Raw genomic sequence first — 23046 nt, 5'->3', positions numbered from 1 at the left:
TATTATCGCTTTTTAACGCTATTCAGACAAGGAGATTGGGATATTGTCAATAAGCCGAACCGAGCCAAGCCTCGCAGCAACCAAGACCCTTAGCGGTTTAATGTCGCTATCCCCGACATTTTCCAAATCATTTTCATTGCGAATTTCGAGGTAATCCACATCAAAGCCGGCCTTAGTCAGCCGCTCACGCGCTGCTTGACACAAAGCAGCATAATCACGGTTTGATTTTGCCAAAACGGCATCGCGTATTTGCACTAATTCTTGATAAAGCATGGGGGCTTTCTGCCGATGCTGCTCGGATAACCGGCTGTTGCGTGAGCTCATCGCCAAGCCATCTGCTTCTCGACAAGTCGGTGCAGCGACAATATTGAGTGACAGATTCAGATCCGTGACCAGTTTTTCAATGAGTAATAATTGCTGATAATCTTTTTCACCAAAAATGGCCATATCCGGCTGGATAACATTAAACAGCTTGGTTACGACCGTTGCAACGCCATCAAAATGGCCTGGACGTGCTAAACCACATAACTTGTCATCGACGCCTGGCACTTGAATTTTGGTTTGATTTGCTTGTCCCAGCGGGTACATCAGGTCTGGATCTGGGGTAAATAACAAGTCGCACTCTGATTGACTCAGTTGTTGGATATCTGCTTGGATGGTACGCGGATAGGCGGCCAAATCAGTCGGGTCATCAAACTGCAATGGATTGATAAAAATGCTGACAACCACTTTATCGGCGAGTGTTCTCGCTTTTTCCAATAGCGATAAATGACCGGCATGTAAATTGCCCATCGTCGGCACCAACGCAATAGTCTGTTGTTGTTGACGCCAACTTTTCAGACGGGCTCTTAACCCGTTCAAACTTGATTCTATTTGCATCAGAATTGTTGCTCAGCATTAGGAAACGTGCCCTGCTTGACCGCCTGCACATAATGCTCGATTGCCACAGAAACCTGGCCACCACTCTCTTGCAAAAAATCATGGCTGAACCGGGGACGCTTACCCGGCGTGATACCCAACATGTCATACAATACCAGTACTTGACCATCACATTCTGCACCAGCACCAATACCAATGACCGGGATTGTTAAACACTGTGCTATTTTGGCGGCTAATGCCGCTGGTACGCATTCTAAAACCAACATGTCTGCACCTGCTTGCTCAAGTTGTTGCGCCTCACGCAACATATTTTCTGCGTCGCTCTGTGCTTTTCCTTGAACAAAATAACCACCTAAACGATGCACAGACTGAGGGAGTAACCCCAAATGAGCGCACACCGGTATTCCTCTTGCTGTCAGTCCCTGAATAACTGGTACAAAATCTGCGCCGCCTTCCAGTTTCACCATTTGTGCGCCGCCTTTCGCCATCAATCGGGCAGCATTGCTAATCGCCTGATCAACGTTGGCATAACTCATAAAAGGCAGATCGGCGATAATGAATGCTTTTTGACTGCCGCGCACCACGCTTTGCGTGTGATAGACCATATCATCAACCGTGACAGGCACGGTGCTCTCCTGACCTTGAATCACCATACCAAGTGAGTCACCGACCAAAATCACCTCAACACCCGCTTGTTCAACGCGTTGTGCAAAGCTGGCATCGTAGGCAGTCAATACAGCAATCTTGTCATGTGCGGCTTTCATTTTTCGCAAATGACTTAATGATAAACGGCTCATGTTTTTGGTTCTTTAACGGGTAAGGGGTTGTAGTACTGACGCCCGCTTTGCAGGGTACAAATCTGATCCAGTAACTGCTGATAGTCAGCCTCGCTATGGACTAAATCAATCTGTTCTGCATTGACAATGAGTAATGGTGAGGCATCGTAGTAATGGAAAAAGTCGGCATAAGTATCCGCTAAGCGCTTTAAATAAGCATCTTCAACATGTTGTTCATAAGCAATACCGCGCTGGCTGATACGACTTTTCAGTACCGGTAGAGACGCCTGCAAATAAATGACCAAATCAGGCGTACGATGGTGCAAGGTCAAGTTGTCATAGACCATGTTATATAAGGCTAATTCATCATCATCCAGCGCAATCTGTGCAAACAGCCTGTCTTTTTCGATCATAAAATCCGCAATATGCAGTGCGGTAAATAAATCATCCTGCTGCAGCGTTTTCGCTAACTTGACACGTTGCATGAGAAAACTCAGCTGCGTCGGCAAGGCAGATTGCTTGGGATAAAGATAAAATTTTTCCAGAAAAGGGTTTTGCTCAGGGGCTTCCAGGAGCGTGTTACCAGAAAAACTCTCTGCTAATCGTTTCACCAGGTGCGTTTTCCCCACCCCAATCGGACCTTCGACGACAATATAACGATGAGGGAGATTTTTCATAATTTACCGTCTTTAAGCTTTTCACAGTGGGCATCAGCTAATGCCGCTACATATTGGCCTAAGTTTGCATGGCCGGGGATCAGAACATCACCCGCAATTTCATGTAATGGCCTGACCACAAAAGCCCGCGTCGTCAGTCCCGGATGCGGGATAGTGAGTAAGGGCTCCTGAATCTGCCTTTGATCATACAGCAAGATGTCTAGATCCAGCGTTCGTTCCCCCCAATGGCGAAGGCGCTCACGCCCATGCTGTTTTTCAATTTGTTGTAATGCCTGCAACAAGTCTAATGGTGATAAGTCGGTTTCAACCGCAGCAACCGCATTAAGATAATCGGGTTGATCCGCCGGTCCCATCGGTGGACTGCGATACAAACTGGAGGCAGCGATGTATTGCGTTTTTGGTAATGCTTTCAGGTTGCGTAGTGCCTGTCGAATCTGTTGTTCGGGATCTGCTAGATTACTGCCAAGACCAATATATACACGCATTATTCTGGTTTTTTCGCTGCAGGTCGACGCCGACGACGACGTCTGGATTTTCGCTTAGCTGGTGCGGCATCAGGCAAATTTTTCACCATTTCTGCTTGTTCTGTTGCTGAGGCTTGCTGAAAATTTGTCCACCATTCCGTGAGTGCTTGCAGTGGCTCACCTGCCTCAGCACGCAACGCCAAAAAATCGTAACCAGCACGGAACTTGGGATGTAAAAGCAACGCAAATGCCCGTTTACCTTGCCGTCGTGCCAATCGTGGTTGTAATGTCCAGATATCACGCGTCACCAGGCTGAATCGCTTGGGAATCGCCACCAGTTGAATTTGTTCTGCCAGAATATCACCCGCGGCGCGCTGTATGGCTGGCATATCACTCATTTTTTGACTCAGTTGCAGCCAGCGTTGTCGCAGTGGCGCCCACAAAATCGCGGCGAATAAAAAGGCTGGGGTCACCGGCTTCCCTTGCTGAAGTCGCCTATCGGTATTTTCTAAAGCCCCCATCAATAAACGGCGAGCCTCCTCATGCCCTTCTGTTTGCAAGCAAGCGGCCGTTTGTGGAAATAACGCTTCAAAAATTCCATACTGACAAAGAAGTTGATGGGTTTGTACTGCTTGACCACTAAGGTAAAGTTTAAGCGTTTCATCAAACAGACGTGCTGGCGGGATATCCTTGAGCAAGGCAGCAAGTTCGGTAATATGTTTTTCTGTTACGGATTCTAATGCCAAGCCAAGTTTCGCTTTAAAGCGCAAGGCCCGCAGCATTCTGACCGGATCCTCGCGATAGCGGACTCGTTGCTCCCCAATCAATCGAATCAACCCCTGCTGGAGATCCGCAATACCACCGGTATAGTCCACAATCGTAAAGTCAGCAATATTGTAGTATAAGGCATTGATCGTAAAATCACGCCGCCAGGCATCTTGTTCCAGAGTGCCGTAGACATTGTCCTGCATGATCCGGCCATCTTGCTGGTTTTCGGCTTCCGGTGGCGCCCTAAACGTGGCCACCTCAATAATTTCATTGCGACCAAAACGAACATGCACTAATTTGAATCGCCGACCAATCATGCGACTGCGTCGAAATAATTGATGAACCTGTTCTGGTAGCGCGTTGGTCGCGATATCAAAATCTTTGGGTTCGTATCCCAGTAAAATATCGCGAACACAGCCCCCAACCAGATACGCATCGTATCCCGCATCTTTCAGGGTATATAACACTTTTAATGCACTGGGGCTGATGACCTTACGAGAAATATTGTGCTCAGCACGACTCACGATACGTGGCGGCGTACCAGCCCCATCGCGCTGTTTGCGAGCCGTTGTGACCTGTTTGATTTTATCGATGACGTGATTAAGAGATAACATAAGCTGCAAATAATACCATGCTTAGTTTTATCGACGACAAGGTGAATGCGAAGTGTAGCTTCATGATAATAAACTCAGTTGCACGGGTCGAAATGATCGGCGATGAATTGCACTCGGACCTAACTTTTTTAAAGCTTCTCGATGTGCCGCTGTCGGGTAACCTTTGTGTTTTGCCAAATCATAGCCAGGATATTGCTGATCTAACCGTTGCATTTCCTGATCACGTGACACCTTGGCAAGTATCGACGCCGCCGCAATCGCCAAATCATGTTGATCGCCTTTAATGATCGTTTGCACAGGATAGGGCAGATCTGGTGCATGAATACCATCAACGTGAACTTTATCGGGCGTCACCATTAGTGCCATCACTGCACGCCGCATCGCCAACAGACTGGCTTGCAGAATATTAAGCTGATCTATCTCATGTACTTCCGCTCGCCCCATTGCCCAGGCAAGTGCGTATTGCTGAATTTGAGGCACCAATGCTTCTCGACGCTTTTCCGATAGCGTTTTGGAATCGGCCAGGCCGTTGATTGGATAGTTTGGATCTAGAATAACGGCTGCGGTCACAACGGGGCCCGCTAACGGGCCCCTGCCAACCTCATCCACACCAGCGATGAGCATTAATCGTTTTTACGCTGCATCATTTTCAGCACTAACTGCGCTGCATTATCTGCACCACCAGTTGGCCCTAATGCGCTGCGTACCTGCTGTTGAACCTTTTCAGCACGTTGTTTACTGTGTGGATGAGTCAATAAATCCGTCAGTAATTGATCCAGTCTCACCGCATTGACGTCTTCTTGCAGTAGCTCGGTTACTAATGGCTTATTAGTCATAATATTACACAAGCCCACATGCGGTATTTTGACCAGCCGTTTCAGAATTCGATAAGTCCAAGGGGATACTTTATAAACCAACAAATGCGGTGTGCCCAACAGGGCAATTTCCAGCGTAACGGTGCCGGATGCCGCCACGATAGCATCGCAGGCCTTGATCAAATCATAGAAATCGCCCTGCACAACCTGAACTGGCAAGCGAGTCTGCTCAATGAAAGTTTTGACGTAATCAAATGGAATTCCCGGTGCCAAAGGGAGCACCACACTCACATCAAAGTGGCGCTGTTGTATACGTTCAGCCGCAGCCAGCATGATCGGGAGCAAGGCTTCAATTTCACTGCGACGACTCCCCGGAAATAGGCCAATCACACGATGCTGAGGCACCAGGTTAAACTTCAATTTTGCCGCATCACTCGTCATCTCCGTGCTGACAGCATCGACTAAAGGATGGCCAACACAGGTCACTGGCACACCAGCCTGCTGATAAATCGGTTCTTCAAATGGAAATAACACCGCCATATGATCGACCGTTTTTTTAATTTGCTTGATGCGTCTTGGACGCCAGGCCCAGACTTTGGGGCTGATGTAATAAAGAACAGGAATATTCAGTTTTTTGGCTTGCTTGGCGAGCTTCAAATTAAAACCGGGGTAATCGACTAAAATCAATAGGTCAGGGCGTTCGCGCTTTAAACGACTGACTGTCTCATTGAAAATAGATTTAATCCGCGAGTAGCTTTTTAGGACTTCAAACAGTCCCATCACCGCTAATTCATCAAAGTCTTGAACAATGTCTGCGCCCGCAGCACGCATCGCTTCACCACCAATACCGCCAATGTACAGGTGAGGTGCACGACGTTTTAATGCCGTGATTAAACGAGCAGCGTGCGCTTCACCTGAGGCTTCGCCAGCAACAATGAATATCTGCCCGTTTTCTGACATGTCTATTCCTCCAGATAGCCCGCAAGTTCAAGGCCAAAACCGGAAACACCGGTTAACTTGGTCGGGGTGCCAATGACGCGCATTTTTCTAACACCGAGATCAGCCAGAATCTGAGCGCCGACACCAAATGTCCGCATGTCCCAACCTGTTTTAGATGAGGTTTGATTCTGACCCTGATCTTCTTGCTGATAACGGGCAATTTTCGCGGCAAGTTGTTTATTTTTCTCGGGCTGCCGCAAGACGACCAGCACGCCTTTACCCGCTTGTTGTATGCGCTGCATCACGGCAGGCAATGGCCAGTGTGTTGGTTCTCGTTGCGACAATAACAAATCACTCAAAGGATCAGCCATGTGTACCCGAACCAAGGTTTCATCCTCCGACTGAATATCACCATAAACCAAGGCCAAATGCACCTGCGCGCTCACACTATCCTGATAGCTGTGTAAAACAAAGTCACCATATTCTGTCGGAAAGTGACAAGATGACATCGATTTGATGGTCATCTCGTTTTGCAGTCGATAACTGATGAGATCGGCAATTGTGCCGATTTTTAACTGATGCTGGGCTGCAAACTCCTCTAGATCAGGCCGCCGAGCCATACTGCCATCATCATTCAAAATTTCAACAATAACGGCCGCAGGCGATAGCCCCGCTAACTGCGCTAAATCGCATCCTGCTTCAGTATGGCCTGCCCGAGTCAGTACGCCACCTGCTTGGGCTTTAAGGGGAAATATATGGCCCGGTTGCACCAAGTCTTCTGGCTTGGCGTCCGGATGCACTGCTTTTTGAATCGTGAGCGCGCGATCTGCCGCTGAAATGCCTGTTGTCACACCGTGTGCAGCTTCAATGGATACTGTGAAATTAGTCGCATGCGGGGTTTGATTATCGGACACCATCAAAGGCAAGCGTAGCTGTCTGGTATGTGCCTCAGTCAAGGTCAAACAAATCAGTCCACGACCATACTTAGCCATAAAATTAACCGCCTCTGAGGTAACTTTCTCCGCGGCCATGACCAGATCACCCTCATTTTCGCGGTCTTCATCATCCATAATGATGACCATTTTTCCAGCGCGCAGGTCAGTGAGAATCTCTTCCGTACTATTCAATTTCATGTTGAAAGATACCCATGCTGTTTCAAAAATTCCGGCGTCAATTTTTGGGGTGCATCAGGCAATAATCGCTCCAAATACCGTGCAATCAAATCCACTTCAAGATTGACCTTCGTTCCGATCTGATAATCTTGGATAATAGTCTCTTGCATCGTATGAGGAATAATATTAACCATAAAGCCATCACGGTTGACACTGTTCACCGTCAGGCTGACACCATCAATGCAGATTGAGCCTTTTTCAGCGATATATCGTTGTAAGTCAGCTGGTACAGCCACCGTAATTTGCCATGAACGTGCAACTTCCTGCATCGCTGTTATCCGGCCCAGTCCATCAACATGTCCGCTCACAAAATGGCCACCCAATCTGTCGCCAACGGCCAAAGCCTTTTCAAGGTTAACTTTATTACCTGTTTTTAAGCTTTGTAAGCTGCTGCGATCAATGGTTTCTTTTGACACATCAAACGCTAATTGCACGCCGTCACTCTGAACAACGGTCAAACAAACCCCATTAATGGCAATACTGTCGCCCAGTTTGATATCACTTCTATCCAGCTTGCCGATATCAATGTGTAAACGTAAATCGCCCCCTTTGGGTTGTAGTGTGGTTACCTGACCCAATGCGGCAATAATCCCGGTAAACATTTAAAAAGCCTCGTTATATATTGGTTTTGCCGTTATTCGCCAATCGCTGCCGATTGCGCGCATATCCGTAATGTCTAAATCAATATTTTGCGCCATCTGCAACATACCCGGCACCGAAAAAGCACCTCTGGCATTATCTCCCATAAGCTTGGCAGCAACATAGAAAATCAATTCATCAACCAGTCTGGCTTGCAAAAGCGCCCCATTAAGGATTGCCCCTGCCTCAACCATCACCTCATTCATCTCACGTTTGGCCAAAAAGTGCATCAGCGCACGGAGATCTACCTGACCATTTGCATTAGCAATATGCACGGTTTCTGTTGTTGGCTGTTCTGAGATTGTTTTGGCAGTGATGATTAACAGTGGATTCCCATCCAGCCTCATTTTTGCTTGCTCGGGGAACCGTAATTGACTGTCCACAACGACGCGCAATGGCTGTCTGACATACTCACTTTGATACCAGTCTGGCTCTGCTCGGACAGTCAATAAGGGATCGTCCTTTAAAATAGTACCAATCCCCGTTAATACCGCACTGCTTCTCGCCCTGAGTTTTTGCACATCTCGTCTTGAATCCAGACTGGTTATCCATTTGCTTTCGCCACTGGCCATGGCTGTTCGGCCATCCAGACTCATGGCAATTTTACTGCGAACAAAAGGACGACCCTGCTCCATTCGTTGAATAAAACCAGGGTTAAGTTGTGCGGCTTGCTCCGATAAGACACCGCATATGACATCAATGCCCGCCTTTTCTAAACGCGCAATCCCTTTCCCTGCCACCTTGGGATTAGGGTCCTTCATCGCAATCACAACACGTCGGATACCGGCTTCTATCAATGCATCTGCACAAGGGGGCGTTCGCCCAACATGACTACATGGTTCCAAGGTGACGTAACAATCAGCCCCTTTCGCCGTCGCGCCGGCTTTTGCAAGTGCATGCCTTTCCGCATGGGGTTGACCCGCAATCTCGTGCCAGCCTTCGGCAAGAATTTCATTATTTTTAACAAGGACACAGCCAACACGTGGATTCGGATCTGTCGTAAAAAGGCCTCGTTTAGCAAGCACAATCGCCCGCGCCATAAATTCCTGGTGGCTGGGCATTAGCACGCATCCCTTATTACGAGATTGCACATCATCGTCGCTGCTGAGATCGGCTTGATGAGATTATTGATCTTTCCCATCCTGCTGGTTTTCCATCCGCTCAATTTCTTCACGGAATGCATTCACATCTTGAAAACTGCGATAAACAGAGGCAAAACGCACATAAGCCACCTCATCCAGTTCACGAAGCGCATCCATCACCCAGTCACCGACCAAACGACTGTCAATTTCACGTTCGCCGGTTGCCCATATTTTGCGAGTGATTTGCTTTACAGCGTGATCAATGGCATCGGTGCTGACCGGGCGTTTTTCAAGTGCACGCATGATACCAGCACGTAATTTTTGTTCGTCAAATGCCTCACGCGAGGCATCGCGTTTCACTAATCTCGGCAGACTTAACTCCGCCGTTTCATAAGTCGTGAATCGCTCATTACAAATCACACACATGCGTCGACGACGAATTGCGTCACCTTCTGCAGATAACCGTGAATCCACCACTTTGGAGTCCGCCGCACCGCAGTAAGGACAACGCATCGTCAATCACTCACTATTAGATTAGTTGGCATAAACCGGAAGGCGACCACAAATATCGTTTACTTTGGACTTTGTCGCCTCAATTACCTCTTCTGCACCACGGCTATCTATCACGTCGCACATCCAACTGGCCAAATCAGTACAATCCTGCTGATTAAAGCCTCGTGTGGTCACTGCTGGCGTTCCAACCCGAATACCTGAAGTCACAAATGGTGATTGGGGATCATTTGGCACTGCATTTTTGTTAACGGTAATATGAGACGCCCCCAGCCAGGCATCAACCTCTTTACCCGTTAAACCGGCCTCAATAAAGCTGACCAGGAACAAGTGATCATCTGTACCTTTTGATACAACATCATACCCTCGCTCCATAAAAACCTTTGCCATTGCCTGGGCATTGACGATGACTTGTTGCTGGTAGGTTTTAAAATCGGGCAACATCGCTTCTTTAAAAGCCACCGCTTTAGCGGCAATCACATGCATCAGCGGTCCGCCTTGGAAACCAGGGAAAACGGCAGAATTTAATTTCTTCTCGATTTCCGGATTCGCTTTAGCCAGAATAAGTCCACCGCGGGGGCCACGCAAGGTTTTATGAGTAGTCGTTGTGGTGATATCTGCGATCTGAACCGGATTCGGATACAGACCGGCCGCTACTAATCCGGCAACATGCGCCATATCTACCAACAAGTAGGCACCAACAGAATCCGCAATCTCACGGAATTTTTGCCAATCAATGACACGGGAATAGGCAGAAAAACCGGCAACAACCATTTTCGGTTGGTGTTGTTTTGCTAGTGCGGCAACTTCATCATAATCAATTTCCCCTGTTTCGGTATTGATACCGTAAGCAATTGAATTATAGATTTTTCCTGAAGCACTGACTTTAGCGCCATGGGTCAGGTGACCACCATGCGCCAAACTCATACCAAGAATGGTATCTCCAGGCTGAAGCAGTGCTAAATATACCGCCGCATTTGCCTGTGAACCAGAATGCGGCTGCACATTGGCATAATCTGCACCAAACAGGGTCTTAGCGCGCTCAATGGCTAATGACTCAACCGTGTCAACATGCTCACAACCACCATAGTAACGTTTGGCCGGATAACCTTCGGCATATTTGTTCGTTAAGACACTACCTTGTGCTTCCATCACACGTGGACTGGTGTAATTTTCGGAGGCGATCAATTCAATATGGTCTTCCTGACGCTGCACTTCGTCAGTCATCGCTTGAAACACTTCATTGTCAAAGTCGGCAATGCGCATGTTCTTCTTGTACACGGTTTTCCCCTGTCAGGTTTTAAAATCACGGGGTATTGTATCCCACAACCGTATGTGCATCTATGTCAGAATGGCTTTTGTGAAGTCAATACAAAGGAAAAATTATGCGCATTGCAATTTTGGGTGGCGGACTCATGGGGCATGCCATGGCCGAAAGACTCGTGACATATCACGCTGACCTGATTGTTTACAATCGCCGTATTGCCCATATTGAAGTTTTAAAAAGCCAAGGTATTCGTATCACGGATGAGGTTAATAACGCCTTGTCTGGCGTAGACATGGTGATACTGACTTTAAGTGATGCCGAGGCGATTGAAGCGGTATTAAAGCAAATATCTCCCGAGAACTGGACAAATAAACTATTTATTCAGATGGGCACTATTAGTCCGAATCAATCTATCTCACTCGCACAATGGAGTATTGATAACAAGGCGCAGTATCTAGAATGTCCCGTTTTGGGGAGTCTACCGGAAGCACGCAATGGCGACTTAATCCTCATGGCCGGCGGTAATCAGGCTGACTACGAAGCAGCACGGCCACTACTTGAACTATTAGGCAAACAACCCGAGCGGATTGGTGAGGTCGGACAAGCCGCGGCAATGAAACTCGCAATGAATCAACTGATTGCCGGATTGACGGCAAGCTTTTCACTAAGCCTTGGCTTAATTGAAAGCCACGGTGTTGATGTCGAACAATTTATGACGCTACTTCGAAACAGTGCATTGTATGCACCTACATTTGATAAAAAACTGCCAAGAATGCAACAGCGAGATTTTGCCAACCCCAATTTTCCAACGAAACATTTATTGAAAGATTCACATCTCTTTCAAGATGTTGCTGAGCAAGGCCGGTTAGACAGCAGCAGTCTGCAGGGTGTGATTAAGCTGTTAGATAAAGCTATGGCAATGGGGCTTTCTGATACAGATTATTCAGCAATTTACGCCGCCGTCTCGCCAGACAGAAAATAACTTATCGTCATATAGCCCCGCAAGGGGCTATCAGTTTAAACGCTGAATAAATCCCGGCGAATGATTGTTTCAACCCGATCCGGGCCAGTAGAAATAATATCAATCGGTACCCCTGCCAATGATTCGACTTTTAGGATGTAATTACGCGCGTTTTCTGGCAGATCATCAAAAACGGTAATTCCCAATGTCGACTCTTGCCAGCCTGGCATATCAATATAGATCGGCTGACACCCCGTAAACTCGTCAGCACTTAGCGGCAAAACTTCGACACGTTGTCCCGCTCGCTCGTAACCAATACACAGTCGAATGGTTTCAAGTCCATCTAATACATCCAGCTTGGTTAGGCATAATCCAGTAATACTGTTAATCCAACTCGCCCGATTTAACGCCACCATATCCAGCCAGCCACAGCGTCGATCACGGCCTGTCGTTGAACCTTTCTCATGCCCTTTTTCAGCCAAATGTTTGCCAACTTGGCAATCTAACTCGGAGGGGAATGGACCCGCTCCTACTCGGGTTGCATAAGCTTTGGTAATACCCAATACGTAATCAATATGACAAGGACCAACACCCGCACCGGTTGCACTGCCCCCAGCCGTTGTATTAGAGGAAGTAACATAAGGATAAGTACCATGATCAATATCGAGCAGTGCGCCTTGCGCGCCTTCAAACATGACCTTTTCACCGTTAAGATGATACTGTTGCAATAACTCAGGAATATCAGCCACCATATTGAGCAAGGTATCGCGCATGGCTAGCATTTCTGATAACACCGCATCAAAATCAACCGGTGCAGCTTGATAATAATTAATTAACGCAAAGTTATGAAAACTGACAACTTCACGAAGTTTTTCTGTAAACCCGTTCCAATCTGCCAAGTCACCCACGCGCAATCCACGTCGTGCCACTTTATCTTCATAAGCCGGTCCAATACCACGTCCAGTGGTACCGATAGCGGCTTTGCCTCGACGTGCTTCCCGCGCCTGATCCAGGGCAACGTGGTAAGGCAGAATTAATGGACAGGCTGCGCTGATTTTTAACCTTTCTTTGACCGGAATGCCACTGGCTTCTAACGCATCAATCTCTTTAAAAAGTGCCGTTGGCGATAGCACAACACCATTGCCAATCAAACATTGGACATGACTACGTAAAATACCGGAAGGAATGAGATGCAAGATGGTTTTTTTTCCATCGATAACAAGAGTATGCCCGGCATTATGCCCGCCCTGAAATCGAACAACTGCCGATACATTATCGGTAAGTAAATCTACCACTTTACCTTTGCCCTCATCACCCCACTGAGAGCCGATCACCACGATATTTTTAGCCACTTACTTATCCCGTTTCAACCACTTGCCAGCGGTTTTCGATTTTAATTAATTGTTGATTACAGGCCGTTTCAGCACCCGACAGTTGATAAACAACGACTTTTCCTGCTTCTCTTAGTGCATCCACGGCGTGTTGCTGTTCAGGTTCATTACACCAGACAACCCCAATTTTCTCTGGCGATGCCGTAGCAGCAGGAAAACAACTAACCAGTTTTTTTAAATCCAGTGTAAAACCCGTTGCCGGTTGTGCATGACCAAAGTCTTCACCGATATCATCATATCGACCACCCAATGCAACCGCTTGCGAAGATCCGGGCTGATAGGCCGCAAAAACAACGCCGGTATGATAGTGGTAACCACGCAATTCCGCCAGATCAAAATTGACCGCCATCTCCGGCAAGCGATCTGAAAGTAGCACCGATAACTCGCGCAGACTGCGTAGCGCCGATTGAACACTCTCAGGCGCCAACGCTAGCACCTCTGTGGCTTTATCGAGAATGTCTGCATCACCATTCAATTCAGATAATGCCAACAACATCTGCTGATCTGCTTGCGCTAAATTAAATTCTTTCAGTAAGGCCTCAATTTCCGGCAGCGCCTTACGCTGCAGCGCCGTAAACAAAGCTTCTTCCTGTTGAGCAGTAAGGCCAGCCGCGTCGGCTAATCCTCGATAAATACCAACATGGCCAATATCTAATAATAAAGGTCCTTGTAAACCGCTGATTCGCAGTAACTCAATCATTAACTGCATTGATTCCATATCACTTTCAGCGCCGGCATGGCCATAGATCTCTGCACCAAGCTGGATAGGATTTCGAGAATTTGTCTGACCATCAGGTAAAGTATGTAACACACTGCCGATGTAACAAAGCCGCAAAATCGCTTCATCTGACCGCAGTCTGTGGGCAGCAATACGTGCCACCTGTGGCGTCATGTCTGCACGGATCCCCAGCAATCTTCCAGAAAGCTGATCAATCAACTTAAAGGTTTGCAGATCTAGTGTCTTGGCTGTACCAGTAAGCAGAGAGTCAAGATATTCCACAAGTGGTGGCACAACCAACTGGTATCCCCAGCTTTGCATCCGATCAACCAATAATCGGTGGAGTTTTTCGAGTTGAACTGCCTCTGTAGGCATCAACTCATCAATGCCTTCGGGAAGCAGCCAACTTTCTTGATTGATCATGAAATCAGTTTATCCAATAAAGAATTAGCAGCCCAACAACCATGCTGACAAGCCCAGTAACACGCAGCTGGGCATCAGTAAAAAGGCTGACTTTTCGTAATGCGTCACGAAACCCTGTGGGGCTTAAAAAAGGTAAAATACCTTCTATCACCAGCATCAACGCGGTCGCGATCCACAGGCTTTCCATCAACATGACATCATCGCGTCAGTGCTGACTCACTACTAAACCGGTTGAAAAAATCTCCCGTAGGTTCAATCACCAACAGATCTTCACCCTGGAAAATATTCTGATACGCATTTAAACGACGATATAACGCGTAAAAACTTTCATCCTGTGAATACGCATCGGCATATATTTCAGTAGCTTGGGCATCGCCATCACCCCGTAAATTTTCTGCCTGACGACGCGCTTCGGCAAGTAATACCGTCCGCTGCCGATCTGCATCAGAACGAATTTTCTCTGCTTCTTCCGCGCCTCGCGAACGCAGATCTTTCGCTACCCGCTCACGTTCCGCCTGCATCCTGGCAAATACAGATTCACTGACTTCTGAAGGCAGATCAATGCGTTTAATGCGGACATTCAAGATCTCGATGCCAAATTCACTGGCAGTTTCATTTGCTTCCTGCATCAACTCAGCGACCATTTGCTCACGATCGCCCGACACAACTTCCTGAATTGTCCGGCGGCCAAACTCCGCACGCAGACCATCTTTAATAATCTGTGACAAACGCAGGCGCGCATTTTCCTCGTCACCGCTCATTGCTCTGAAGTACTGCGCAACATCTTCAATGCGCCACAGGATAAACGAATCGACAATGACATTCTTTTTCTCACCTGTCAGATAACGCGCAGGCTGTGCATCCAAACTCAGGATTCGACCATCAAAGCGCCGTACCTGATTCACAAAAGGCATTTTGAAATGTAGGCCAGGTTCATAATCAGAGCGCTCAATTTGGCCAAGCTTCAGCAAGATGACTTTTTCACGCTCATCAACAAAAAATACGGAAGCACTCAGTAGAACCAAAATGACGACTGCCGTAAAAACATACAAGGTTAAACGTGATTGCATGATTAACGACCTCCTCGACTACGTGCATCAGTGCTTGCATTATTCGTTTGACCCGAAGGGTAATTGATCGAATCCAAATCTATCCGAGCGGGGCTGTTATTGGTTTGCAACGGGTTTGGACTGCGCTTGCCCATTCTGTCCAATGGCAAATACAGCACATTGTTACCGTTACTATCGACATCAACCATGACTTTATTGGTGCGAGAATAAACCGATTCCATCGCATCTAGATACAAGCGTTCTTCTGTAATCAAAGGGGCTTTATCGTATTCAGTCATAACCTGTAAAAAGCGACTGGTATCACCGTTAGCCTTTGCCACAACTTGGCTTTTATAGGCTTCTGCCTCCTGAATTATCCGGAAAGCCTGGCCACGAGCACGCGGAATAATATCGTTCGCATAGGCTTCCGCTTCATTCTTTTGGCGAACCTCATCTTCTCGGGCTTTCACCACATCAGCAAAAGCGGCTTGAACCTGCTCCGGCGGCTGAACATCTTGCATACTGACGCTAGTGACGGATAATCCTGTACCATGATCATCAAGCATTTCCTGCAGTATCTGCTCGGTTCGTGTTGCAACTTCGCTCCGTCCTTCAGTCAACACAAAATCCATATTCGACTGACCAACCACTTCACGGACAGCACTTTCCATCATTTGACGCAAAATGCTGTCTGGAGTCCGGACATTAAACAAATATTGCGCTGCATCTTTAACCCGGTACTGACCGGCAATTTTCAAATCGACAATATTCTCGTCATTGGTTAACATCAGCGCCTCAGACAAAATACTGCCCTCAGGCCGTGCACCGCTGCTTCGATAACCAATTTCAACAGTACGAATATTTTCAACATTGATCACTTCAACGTGATCGATGGGATAAGGGAAATGCCAGTGCGGGCCAGGCATCGCGGTAGTGTGATATTGACCAAAACGTAGCACCACGCCCCGTTCAGCCGGCTCAACAATATAAATGCCTGATAACAACCAAACAACAAAAAGAATTGCGACAATCAAGCCAACGCCTAACGAACCACCGCCATTAGAGTCAGCAGGATTAGGCGCATTTCCATTACGTTTGCCACCGAATACACCTCCCAGTTTTTGCTGGAAGTTACGGATCACTTCATCCAAGTCTGGTGGGCCTTCATTGTTACCACCACGTTTTCCCCACGGATCTTTATCACCGTTACCGGGTTCATTCCAGGCCATTTATGACTCCAAGAGATTTATAGTTAACGTCAACAGCGTTATTTTACGGACATAGTAGCCAATGGCAACCTAAACCCGTTATGGATTGACTGGTTGCGCATATGGCATGTCTGCAGGAAAGCGCTCCTGCAATGCTAGCCGAAGCAATTCAAGCCCTTCGCCCGTTTGGGCTGACAGCCAAACTCGTTGAATTTGTCCTTGTTGATCACGTTCTATGCGCGGTTGCAAATCGTTGGCTTTATCGATTTTGTTATAAATGGTTAATTGCGGTACTCCTTGAGCACCAATCTGCTCCAATACTGAATCAACCTGAGCCATGAGCTCATCACGATCAGGCGCCACGGCATCGACAACGTGCAACAGTAGATTGGCATCACGAGTTTCTTCTAATGTAGAACTGAATGACTCAACCAAATCATGCGGAAGTTGCCGAATAAAACCGACGGTATCAGCAAGAATAAGCGGCTCGGTGTCAACTAGCTGCATTCTTCGTAATGTGGGATCTAATGTCGCGAATAACCTATCATCAGCATATACCCCCGCCGCAGTCATCTTATTGAATAAGCTCGATTTACCGACATTGGTATAACCTACCAGTGATATCACAGGGATACCGCTTCGCTGACGGGAGCGACGTCCTTGTTCTCGTTGAGAACGCACTTTGTCGAGTCGTTTTTTTAACGACTTGATTCGTCCTCCTAACAAGCGTCTATCTGTTTCAAGCTGTGTTTCACCTGGTCCGCGCAGGCCAATCCCGCCTTTTTGTCGTTCCAAGTGAGTCCAGCCTCTGACTAGCCTTGTTGATAAATGTTGTAATTGCGCTAATTCGACTTGCAGCTTACCTTCATGAGAGCGTGCCCGGCGTGCAAATATATCCAGGATCAGGCCTGTACGGCCTAAAACACGGCACTTGAGTCGTTGTTCTAGATTACGTTCTTGGCTAGGTGAAAGCTCATGATTGAAAATAACCAGAGAAGCGTGATGCTGTTCGACAAACTCCCCGATTTCATCGACTTTTCCCGAACCCGCAAAATATTTTGCATCGGGTCGATAACGCTTACCGGCAATGACGCCAGCAATTTTTGCCCCGGTTGAATTAACCAATTCAAAAAACTCTTCTTGCGTCTCGTCAAAAGCCGGATCATTAAAATTCAGATGTACAAGAATCACCGAATCTTGCTGGCTGTCTTCGCTTAGCGCCGCTTTACTGTCAGGACGATCAAACAAATATTAACTCCTGTTATTCCTCAGCAGGCAGCGTGACATTACGAGCAGGGACAATAGTCGAAATAGCGTGCTTGTAGACCATCTGATTGACAGAGTTTTTCAATAAAATGACAAACTGATCAAATGAGTCAATTTGCCCTTGCAGTTTAATGCCATTTACCAGATAAATGGAAACGGGCACATTTTCACGTCGAAGGGCGTTTAAGAAAGGATCCTGTAAAGATTGGGCTTTGGCCATGGCGCTAACTCCAAATTTTTATTATTGTTAAAACAGCTCGTTGCTCTTGCATTCTAAGTGGCTGGACACAATCGTCAAGCATTATCGGTCTGCGCACTGTTCCTGTAGATAACTGATTACCGCTGCAACAGGCAAGTCACGACTACTATCAAACCAGACTGCATTGCGCTGTGAGCGACACCAGGTTAACTGCCGCTTAGCCATTTGCCGCGTCGCAATCACCGCCTTTTCCACGAGCTCATTTTCTGCATAATCACCCCGTAAGCATGACCATGCCTGACGATAACCAACGGCACGAATAGATGGTAATGCAGCGTGACAATCACCGCGCGCCATCAACTTTCGAACTTCTTCCAGGAAACCACTTTCAAGCATTTTCTGGTAACGGCGTGCAATCCGTTCATGTAATACAGAACGGTTAAATGGGGCCAAAACAAGATTAATCAAGCGATGATTTAGATTATTTTGGGTTTCATTTATGAGCAAGCTCATCGGCTTACCGGTCAACATGTACACCTCTAGAGCCCGCTGTAATCGTTGCGGATCAGTTGGCTTAATGCGACTTGCCGAGTCAGGATCAACTTGTTGTAAACGCTCGTGTAACGATGTCAGACCAGCACTAGCAACATCTTGATCCAATTGTCGACGTATCGACGGACTGGCAGGTGGCAGATCAGCCAATCCACGTTGCAAACTATTGAAATAGAGCATCGTCCCGCCAACCAGCATCGGAATATTGCCTCGCACCGTTATTGCATCCATCAGCGCCAGTGCATCAGCACGAAATTGGCCAACTGAATACACCTCTGTCGGCTCTAGTATGTCTATCAGGTGGTGTGGAACCTGTTGTCGTTCTTCAAGAGAAGGTTTAGCCGTCCCAATATCCATGCCGCGATAAACAAGCGCAGAATCAACACTGATAATTTCAACCGGCAGGGTTTTCGCAACCGCAAGCGCCAGCTCTGTTTTACCAGAGGCCGTCGGCCCCATTAATAAAATTGCCGGTGGCAGGGCCATCGTTGAATGAGTAATTAGCCCTGTTTCATGGAATCGAAAAATTCCATATTTGTTTTAGTTGATTTTAACCGATCCAGTAAAAACTCCATCGCTTCAACTGGTTCCATTGGCGCCAGAAGCTTACGTAAAATCCAGAGTTTCTGAAGATCGTCTTCACTGGTCAGCAATTCTTCACGGCGGGTACCAGATCGCGTTACATTAATTGCCGGATACATGCGGCGATCAGCCAACTTGCGTTCAAGCAAGGCTTCCATGTTACCGGTTCCTTTGAACTCTTCGAAAATGACTTCATCCATTCGCGATCCGGTCTCAATTAATGCGGTCGCAATGATAGTCAGGCTGCCACCCTCTTCAATGTTTCGAGCTGCACCAAAAAACCGTTTTGGTCTTTGCAGCGCATTAGCATCAACACCACCCGTCAATACCTTGCCAGAGGAAGGTGCCACCGTGTTATAAGCACGAGCGAGTCGCGTAATCGAATCTAGGAGAATGACAACATCATGTTTATGCTCGACTAATCGTTTCGCTTTCTCAATAACCATTTCTGCAACTTGTACATGACGTGTTGCTGGCTCATCAAAAGTACTGGAAACAACTTCACCTCTTACTGAACGTTGCATTTCGGTGACTTCTTCAGGACGCTCATCAATCAGCAATACGATCAGATCACTTTCAGGATAGTTCGCCGTTATCGACTGCGCAACTGCCTGAAGTATCATGGTTTTACCTGATTTTGGCGGCGCGACAATCAAACCACGTTGACCTTTACCAATCGGTGCTGCCAAATCAATGATCCGTGCTGTCAGATCTTCAGTACTGCCATTTCCTCTTTCCAATGAAAATCGTTCATTTGGAAATAAAGGTGTCAGATTTTCGAAAGGCACTTTGTTGCGGGATTTCTCAGGTTTTTCATAGTTGATTTCTTCAACTTTAACCAAAGCAAAATAACGTTCACTGTCTTTTGGTGGTCGAATTTTCCCCTTGATGGTATCGCCTGTTCTAAGATGAAAACGGCGAATTTGACTCGGTGATACATACACATCATCAGGGCCAGCAACATAAGAATCTTCCGGTGAGCGTAGAAAGCCGAAGCCATCTGGCAATAACTCCAACACCCCAGTGGTAAAAACATCCTCGCCCTGCTTGGCATGCGCTTTTACTAAAGCAAATATCAACTCTTGTTTTCGATTTCTTGCTAAGCCTTCCAGATTCATGGATAGCGCTAGCTCCATCAGCTCAGCAGCTGACTGGCGTTTGAGTTCTGTCAGATTCATGTATTACCTAAGTGGGATTTTAAATTTAGAAAAACCTTTGAAGCGCATTTAATCTCGGATGCGCAGATATTGACTGGGGAATTGGGATATTTTTTTGAACGTCAAGGATAATAACAATATTGTTTTACTACGTCCAGCATCATGATACCAAAATATGTGGAATTTTAACCGCAGAATACTTGTCGAAGGAACCAATAACCTAAAACAGGAGTTTTTGAATGTTACGTCTCTTAATGACAGTAGTAAGCTTAACGGCCATTTCCGCCTGTAGCTCTGTGCCAAAAACAATTCAGTCTGCACCTTCTGGTGATGTTCAACTCACCCAGGTTTTACAAGCAAAATCTGATAACGCTGGAAAAACAGTTCGTTGGGGGGGAGAGATCATTAAAGTTGAAAATAAAAACGATGCATCGTTAATTCAAATAACCCAGTATCCACTGAATCATTACGGCAGACCTATCACTTCGAAAAAAAGTTTGGGACGGTTTCTTGCCAGAACACCTGAATTCTTCGATCCCGTAGTCTACAAAGCCGGTACGCTGATTACTTTCTCAGGTAAGACAACCGCTGAAACCCAAACACGAAAAGTAGATGAAAAACAGTTATTGATGCCTGTCATCGACATAACTGACAGTTATCGCTGGCAGCCACGATATTATGGTCAACGGCACTCAGATTTTTACGGGGATCCTTTCTTTTCACCCTACAATAGCTTTTATTACAACAGATGGTACGGTAATCACTGGTATGGATCACGCTTTGGTTATCGTTATTACTATTGGTGATACGTTGACTTAATAATGCCTGCGCTAATCTTATTTCTTTTTGGCAACAAATTGTAAGCCAAATACATAAACACAGGACTCCCAACGTAGTTTGACAAAAAAAGGCCACCTTCAAAGAGGATGGCCTTTTTCTTATATACAAAGCTTGGCATTGGCTTCCGACACCTCACCCTTCGTGCGCCTATCGGCGTCCATTATCGCTCCCATGGATTAACGAATCTTCTTGGTATTGCTTAGAGTAAAGGTCAATACAACTCTCAGAGACAAAAAAATACCCGGTCCTCTCTGAGAGGCCGGGTATCTTTATATAAAAGCCTGGCAGTGTCCTACTTTCACATGGGAACTCCCACACTATCATCGGCGCTGAGACGTTTCACTACTGTGTTCGGGATGGGAACAGGTGGTGCCAACTCGCTATGGCCGCCAGGCATAACTGGTTTGCTTATCTTTCAATAAGCCTCGGAAAGTAACTTTGGCTGTGTAGCTCACAACGCATTTTGGGTTATATGGTCAAGCCTCACGGGCAATTAGTATTGGTTAGCTTCATGCATTACTGCACTTCCACACCCAACCTATCAACGTGGTAGTCTTCCACGGCCCTTCAGGGACTTAAAGTCCTGGGAAATCTTATCTTGAGGGGGGCTTCCCGCTTAGATGCTTTCAGCGGTTATCCCGTCCGTACATAGCTACCGGGCAATGCCATTGGCATGACAACCCGAACACCAGGGGTACGTCCACTCCGGTCCTCTCGTACTAGGAGCAGCTCCTCTCAAATTTCCAACGCCCACGGCAGATAGGGACCGAACTGTCTCACGACGTTCTAAACCCAGCTCGCGTACCACTTTAAATGGCGAACAGCCATACCCTTGGGACCGGCTACAGCCCCAGGATGTGATGAGCCGACATCGAGGTGCCAAACACCGCCGTCGATGTGAACTCTTGGGCGGTATCAGCCTGTTATCCCCGGAGTACCTTTTATCCGTTGAGCGATGGCCCTTCCATTCAGAACCACCGGATCACTAAGACCTGCTTTCGCACCTGCTCGACGTGTCTGTCTCGCAGTCAAGCACACTTTTGCCTTTGCACTAACCGCATGATGTCCGACCATGCTTAGTGTACCTTCGTGCTCCTCCGTTACGCTTTGGGAGGAGACCGCCCCAGTCAAACTACCCACCATACACTGTCCCTAGCCCAGATAATGGGCCGAGGTTAGAACTCCAAACATACCAGGCTGGTATTTCAAGGGCGGCTCCACGCAAACTGGCGTTCACGCTTCTATGCCTCCCAGCTATCCTACACAAGTAGGTTCAAAGTTCAGTGCAAAGCTGTAGTAAAGGTTCACGGGGTCTTTCCGTCTAGCCGCGGGTATACGGCATCTTAACCGCAATTTCAATTTCACTGAGTCTCGGGTGGAGACAGTGTGGCCATCGTTACGCCATTCGTGCAGGTCGGAACTTACCCGACAAGGAATTTCGCTACCTTAGGACCGTTATAGTTACGGCCGCCGTTTACCGGGGCTTCGATCAAGAGCTTCTTCCGAAGAATAACCCCATCAATTAACCTTCCGGCACCGGGCAGGCGTCACACCCTATACGTCATCTTTCGATTTTGCAGAGTGCTGTGTTTTTAATAAACAGTCGCAGCCACCAGTTCACTGCAACCCCCGTCAGCTCCGCGAGCAAGTCGCTTCACCTAATGAGGGCACACCTTCTCCCGAAGTTACGGTGCTATTTTGCCTAGTTCCTTCACCCGAGTTCTCTCAAGCGCCTTGGAATTCTCATCCTATCCACCTGTGTCGGTTTGGGGTACGGACGTCTGTTACCTGAAGCTTAGAGACTTTTCCTGGAAGCCGGGTATCAATCACTTCGTTTCTAATGAAACTCGTCATCATGCCTCAGCTAAGCTCTGCGGATTTGCCTGCAAAGCATGCCTACACATTTAAACCAACATGTCCAACAGTTGGCTGACCTAACCTTCTCCGTCATCCCATCGCAGTAACAGCCGGTACAGGAATATTAACCTGTTTTCCATCGACTACGCTTTTCAGCCTCGCCTTAGGGACCGACTCACCCTGCTCCGATTAGCGTTGAGCAGGAAACCTTGGATTTTCGGCGAGGGGGCCTCTCACCCCC

Annotated in this window: 23 protein-coding genes and 2 rRNA genes (1 of these 25 running past the window's edge); 2 read left to right on the top strand and 23 right to left on the bottom strand. The window is 47.2% G+C overall.

Annotation, left to right across the window (positions count from 1 at the left end):
• Nucleotides 1–18 precede the first annotated feature (18 nt).
• The 12 genes from panC to glyA all read right to left on the bottom strand — a co-directional run bounded on the left by panC (nt 19) and on the right by glyA (nt 10616).
• Nucleotides 19–879, bottom strand: a complete 861-nt coding sequence (gene panC / locus Q7C_RS11745; RefSeq protein ID WP_014704994.1) for a pantoate--beta-alanine ligase — start codon at nt 877–879, stop codon at nt 19–21.
• Nucleotides 879–1676 (bottom strand): 3-methyl-2-oxobutanoate hydroxymethyltransferase, encoded by a 798-nt coding sequence (gene panB / locus Q7C_RS11740; RefSeq protein ID WP_014704993.1) that lies wholly within the window; start codon nt 1674–1676, stop codon nt 879–881. Before panB ends, panC begins: the two co-directional genes overlap by 1 nt.
• Nucleotides 1673–2332, bottom strand: coding sequence for a deoxynucleoside kinase (locus Q7C_RS11735; RefSeq protein ID WP_014704992.1), 660 nt, complete (start codon nt 2330–2332; stop codon nt 1673–1675). The genes panB and Q7C_RS11735 overlap by 4 nt, the downstream gene beginning before the upstream one ends.
• Nucleotides 2329–2817: a 2-amino-4-hydroxy-6-hydroxymethyldihydropteridine diphosphokinase gene (folK, locus tag Q7C_RS11730; RefSeq protein WP_014704991.1), complete on the bottom strand. Its 489-nt coding sequence runs from the start codon at nt 2815–2817 to the stop codon at nt 2329–2331. Before folK ends, Q7C_RS11735 begins: the two co-directional genes overlap by 4 nt.
• Complete coding sequence (gene pcnB / locus Q7C_RS11725; RefSeq protein ID WP_014704990.1) at nt 2817–4178, bottom strand: polynucleotide adenylyltransferase PcnB; 1362 nt, start codon at nt 4176–4178, stop codon at nt 2817–2819. Before pcnB ends, folK begins: the two co-directional genes overlap by 1 nt.
• 60 nt (nt 4179–4238) lie before the next feature.
• Nucleotides 4239–4802, bottom strand: coding sequence for a ribonuclease HII (gene rnhB / locus Q7C_RS11720; RefSeq protein ID WP_014704989.1), 564 nt, complete (start codon nt 4800–4802; stop codon nt 4239–4241).
• On the bottom strand, nt 4802–5953 hold the full coding sequence (gene lpxB / locus Q7C_RS11715) for a lipid-A-disaccharide synthase (protein WP_014704988.1): 1152 nt from the start codon (nt 5951–5953) through the stop codon (nt 4802–4804). The genes rnhB and lpxB overlap by 1 nt, the downstream gene beginning before the upstream one ends.
• 2 nt (nt 5954–5955) lie before the next feature.
• Nucleotides 5956–7065: a bifunctional 3,4-dihydroxy-2-butanone-4-phosphate synthase/GTP cyclohydrolase II gene (gene ribBA / locus Q7C_RS11710; protein ID WP_014704987.1), complete on the bottom strand. Its 1110-nt coding sequence runs from the start codon at nt 7063–7065 to the stop codon at nt 5956–5958.
• Nucleotides 7062–7706, bottom strand: a complete 645-nt coding sequence (locus Q7C_RS11705; RefSeq protein WP_014704986.1) for a riboflavin synthase — start codon at nt 7704–7706, stop codon at nt 7062–7064. Before Q7C_RS11705 ends, ribBA begins: the two co-directional genes overlap by 4 nt.
• On the bottom strand, nt 7707–8804 hold the full coding sequence (ribD, locus tag Q7C_RS11700; protein WP_014704985.1) for a bifunctional diaminohydroxyphosphoribosylaminopyrimidine deaminase/5-amino-6-(5-phosphoribosylamino)uracil reductase RibD: 1098 nt from the start codon (nt 8802–8804) through the stop codon (nt 7707–7709).
• A 63-nt stretch (nt 8805–8867) separates the two neighbouring features.
• Nucleotides 8868–9338 carry a transcriptional regulator NrdR gene (nrdR, locus tag Q7C_RS11695; protein ID WP_014704984.1) on the bottom strand — a complete coding sequence of 157 codons (471 nt, stop codon included), beginning with the start codon at nt 9336–9338 and terminating at the stop codon, nt 8868–8870.
• 21 nt (nt 9339–9359) lie between these two features.
• The gene (gene glyA / locus Q7C_RS11690; protein ID WP_041366723.1) at nt 9360–10616 is read right to left on the bottom strand and encodes a serine hydroxymethyltransferase; all 1257 of its coding nucleotides are present in this window, start codon (nt 10614–10616) and stop codon (nt 9360–9362) included.
• Between the two features lie 104 nt (nt 10617–10720).
• Here glyA and Q7C_RS11685 point away from each other — a divergent pair, with 104 nt between their 5' ends.
• The gene (locus tag Q7C_RS11685; RefSeq protein WP_014704982.1) at nt 10721–11584 is read left to right on the top strand and encodes an NAD(P)-dependent oxidoreductase; all 864 of its coding nucleotides are present in this window, start codon (nt 10721–10723) and stop codon (nt 11582–11584) included.
• Nucleotides 11585–11619: 35 nt separating this feature from the next.
• On the opposite strand, the gene Q7C_RS11680 is transcribed toward Q7C_RS11685, so the two are convergent.
• The 9 genes from Q7C_RS11680 to rho form a co-directional block, all read right to left on the bottom strand.
• On the bottom strand, nt 11620–12915 hold the full coding sequence (locus tag Q7C_RS11680; RefSeq protein WP_014704981.1) for an adenylosuccinate synthase: 1296 nt from the start codon (nt 12913–12915) through the stop codon (nt 11620–11622).
• Between the two features lie 4 nt (nt 12916–12919).
• On the bottom strand, nt 12920–14095 hold the full coding sequence (locus Q7C_RS11675) for an ATP phosphoribosyltransferase regulatory subunit (protein ID WP_014704980.1): 1176 nt from the start codon (nt 14093–14095) through the stop codon (nt 12920–12922).
• 4 nt (nt 14096–14099) lie between these two features.
• Nucleotides 14100–14288 (bottom strand): DUF2065 domain-containing protein, encoded by a 189-nt coding sequence (locus Q7C_RS11670; protein ID WP_014704979.1) that lies wholly within the window; start codon nt 14286–14288, stop codon nt 14100–14102.
• A 4-nt stretch (nt 14289–14292) separates the two neighbouring features.
• Nucleotides 14293–15165 (bottom strand): protease modulator HflC, encoded by an 873-nt coding sequence (gene hflC, locus Q7C_RS11665; RefSeq protein WP_014704978.1) that lies wholly within the window; start codon nt 15163–15165, stop codon nt 14293–14295.
• 2 nt (nt 15166–15167) lie between these two features.
• Entirely contained in the window at nt 15168–16373 is a 1206-nt protein-coding gene (gene hflK / locus Q7C_RS11660; RefSeq protein ID WP_014704977.1) for an FtsH protease activity modulator HflK, read from the bottom strand.
• Between the two features lie 78 nt (nt 16374–16451).
• Nucleotides 16452–17600: a ribosome rescue GTPase HflX gene (gene hflX / locus Q7C_RS11655; RefSeq protein WP_014704976.1), complete on the bottom strand. Its 1149-nt coding sequence runs from the start codon at nt 17598–17600 to the stop codon at nt 16452–16454.
• Between the two features lie 13 nt (nt 17601–17613).
• Nucleotides 17614–17838 (bottom strand): RNA chaperone Hfq, encoded by a 225-nt coding sequence (gene hfq / locus Q7C_RS11650; RefSeq protein ID WP_014704975.1) that lies wholly within the window; start codon nt 17836–17838, stop codon nt 17614–17616.
• Between the two features lie 81 nt (nt 17839–17919).
• Nucleotides 17920–18855: a tRNA (adenosine(37)-N6)-dimethylallyltransferase MiaA gene (gene miaA / locus Q7C_RS11645; RefSeq protein ID WP_014704974.1), complete on the bottom strand. Its 936-nt coding sequence runs from the start codon at nt 18853–18855 to the stop codon at nt 17920–17922.
• A 14-nt stretch (nt 18856–18869) separates the two neighbouring features.
• A complete protein-coding gene (rho, locus tag Q7C_RS11640; RefSeq protein ID WP_014704973.1) occupies nt 18870–20129 on the bottom strand; it encodes a transcription termination factor Rho in 1260 nt (419 codons plus the stop codon).
• Nucleotides 20130–20347: 218 nt separating this feature from the next.
• Between rho and Q7C_RS11635 the strand changes: the two genes are divergently transcribed.
• A complete protein-coding gene (locus tag Q7C_RS11635) occupies nt 20348–20914 on the top strand; it encodes a Slp family lipoprotein (RefSeq protein ID WP_014704972.1) in 567 nt (188 codons plus the stop codon).
• Between the two features lie 313 nt (nt 20915–21227).
• Here the strand turns inward: Q7C_RS11635 and rrf are convergent.
• Together rrf and Q7C_RS11625 are read right to left on the bottom strand one after the other, a co-directional pair.
• Nucleotides 21228–21342 (bottom strand): 5S ribosomal RNA (rrf, locus tag Q7C_RS11630).
• Nucleotides 21343–21420: 78 nt separating this feature from the next.
• Nucleotides 21421–23046 (bottom strand): 23S ribosomal RNA (locus tag Q7C_RS11625); it runs 1267 nt beyond the window's last position.

The organism is Methylophaga frappieri (genome assembly GCF_000260965.1).
In the GTDB taxonomy this organism is placed as follows: Bacteria; Pseudomonadota; Gammaproteobacteria; order Nitrosococcales; family Methylophagaceae; genus Methylophaga; species Methylophaga frappieri.
This window is presented reverse-complemented; position numbering and strand designations above follow the sequence as displayed.

Excerpts from the sequence above, each read along its gene's own strand:
- panC (WP_014704994.1), bottom strand. The coding sequence starts at position 879 with ATGCAAATAGAATCAAGTTTGAACGGGTTAAGAGCCCGTCTGAAAAGT.
- panB (WP_014704993.1), bottom strand. The coding sequence starts at position 1,676 with ATGAGCCGTTTATCATTAAGTCATTTGCGAAAAATGAAAGCCGCACAT.
- Q7C_RS11735 (WP_014704992.1), bottom strand. The coding sequence starts at position 2,332 with ATGAAAAATCTCCCTCATCGTTATATTGTCGTCGAAGGTCCGATTGGG.
- folK (WP_014704991.1), bottom strand. The coding sequence starts at position 2,817 with ATGCGTGTATATATTGGTCTTGGCAGTAATCTAGCAGATCCCGAACAA.
- pcnB (WP_014704990.1), bottom strand. The coding sequence starts at position 4,178 with ATGTTATCTCTTAATCACGTCATCGATAAAATCAAACAGGTCACAACG.
- rnhB (WP_014704989.1), bottom strand. The coding sequence starts at position 4,802 with ATGCTCATCGCTGGTGTGGATGAGGTTGGCAGGGGCCCGTTAGCGGGC.
- lpxB (WP_014704988.1), bottom strand. The coding sequence starts at position 5,953 with ATGTCAGAAAACGGGCAGATATTCATTGTTGCTGGCGAAGCCTCAGGT.
- ribBA (WP_014704987.1), bottom strand. The coding sequence starts at position 7,065 with ATGAAATTGAATAGTACGGAAGAGATTCTCACTGACCTGCGCGCTGGA.
- Q7C_RS11705 (WP_014704986.1), bottom strand. The coding sequence starts at position 7,706 with ATGTTTACCGGGATTATTGCCGCATTGGGTCAGGTAACCACACTACAA.
- ribD (WP_014704985.1), bottom strand. The coding sequence starts at position 8,804 with ATGCCCAGCCACCAGGAATTTATGGCGCGGGCGATTGTGCTTGCTAAA.
- nrdR (WP_014704984.1), bottom strand. The coding sequence starts at position 9,338 with ATGCGTTGTCCTTACTGCGGTGCGGCGGACTCCAAAGTGGTGGATTCA.
- Q7C_RS11685 (WP_014704982.1), top strand. The coding sequence starts at position 10,721 with ATGCGCATTGCAATTTTGGGTGGCGGACTCATGGGGCATGCCATGGCC.
- Q7C_RS11675 (WP_014704980.1), bottom strand. The coding sequence starts at position 14,095 with ATGATCAATCAAGAAAGTTGGCTGCTTCCCGAAGGCATTGATGAGTTG.
- Q7C_RS11670 (WP_014704979.1), bottom strand. The coding sequence starts at position 14,288 with ATGTTGATGGAAAGCCTGTGGATCGCGACCGCGTTGATGCTGGTGATA.
- hflC (WP_014704978.1), bottom strand. The coding sequence starts at position 15,165 with ATGCAATCACGTTTAACCTTGTATGTTTTTACGGCAGTCGTCATTTTG.
- hflK (WP_014704977.1), bottom strand. The coding sequence starts at position 16,373 with ATGGCCTGGAATGAACCCGGTAACGGTGATAAAGATCCGTGGGGAAAA.
- hfq (WP_014704975.1), bottom strand. The coding sequence starts at position 17,838 with ATGGCCAAAGCCCAATCTTTACAGGATCCTTTCTTAAACGCCCTTCGA.
- miaA (WP_014704974.1), bottom strand. The coding sequence starts at position 18,855 with ATGGCCCTGCCACCGGCAATTTTATTAATGGGGCCGACGGCCTCTGGT.
- rho (WP_014704973.1), bottom strand. The coding sequence starts at position 20,129 with ATGAATCTGACAGAACTCAAACGCCAGTCAGCTGCTGAGCTGATGGAG.
- Q7C_RS11635 (WP_014704972.1), top strand. The coding sequence starts at position 20,348 with ATGTTACGTCTCTTAATGACAGTAGTAAGCTTAACGGCCATTTCCGCC.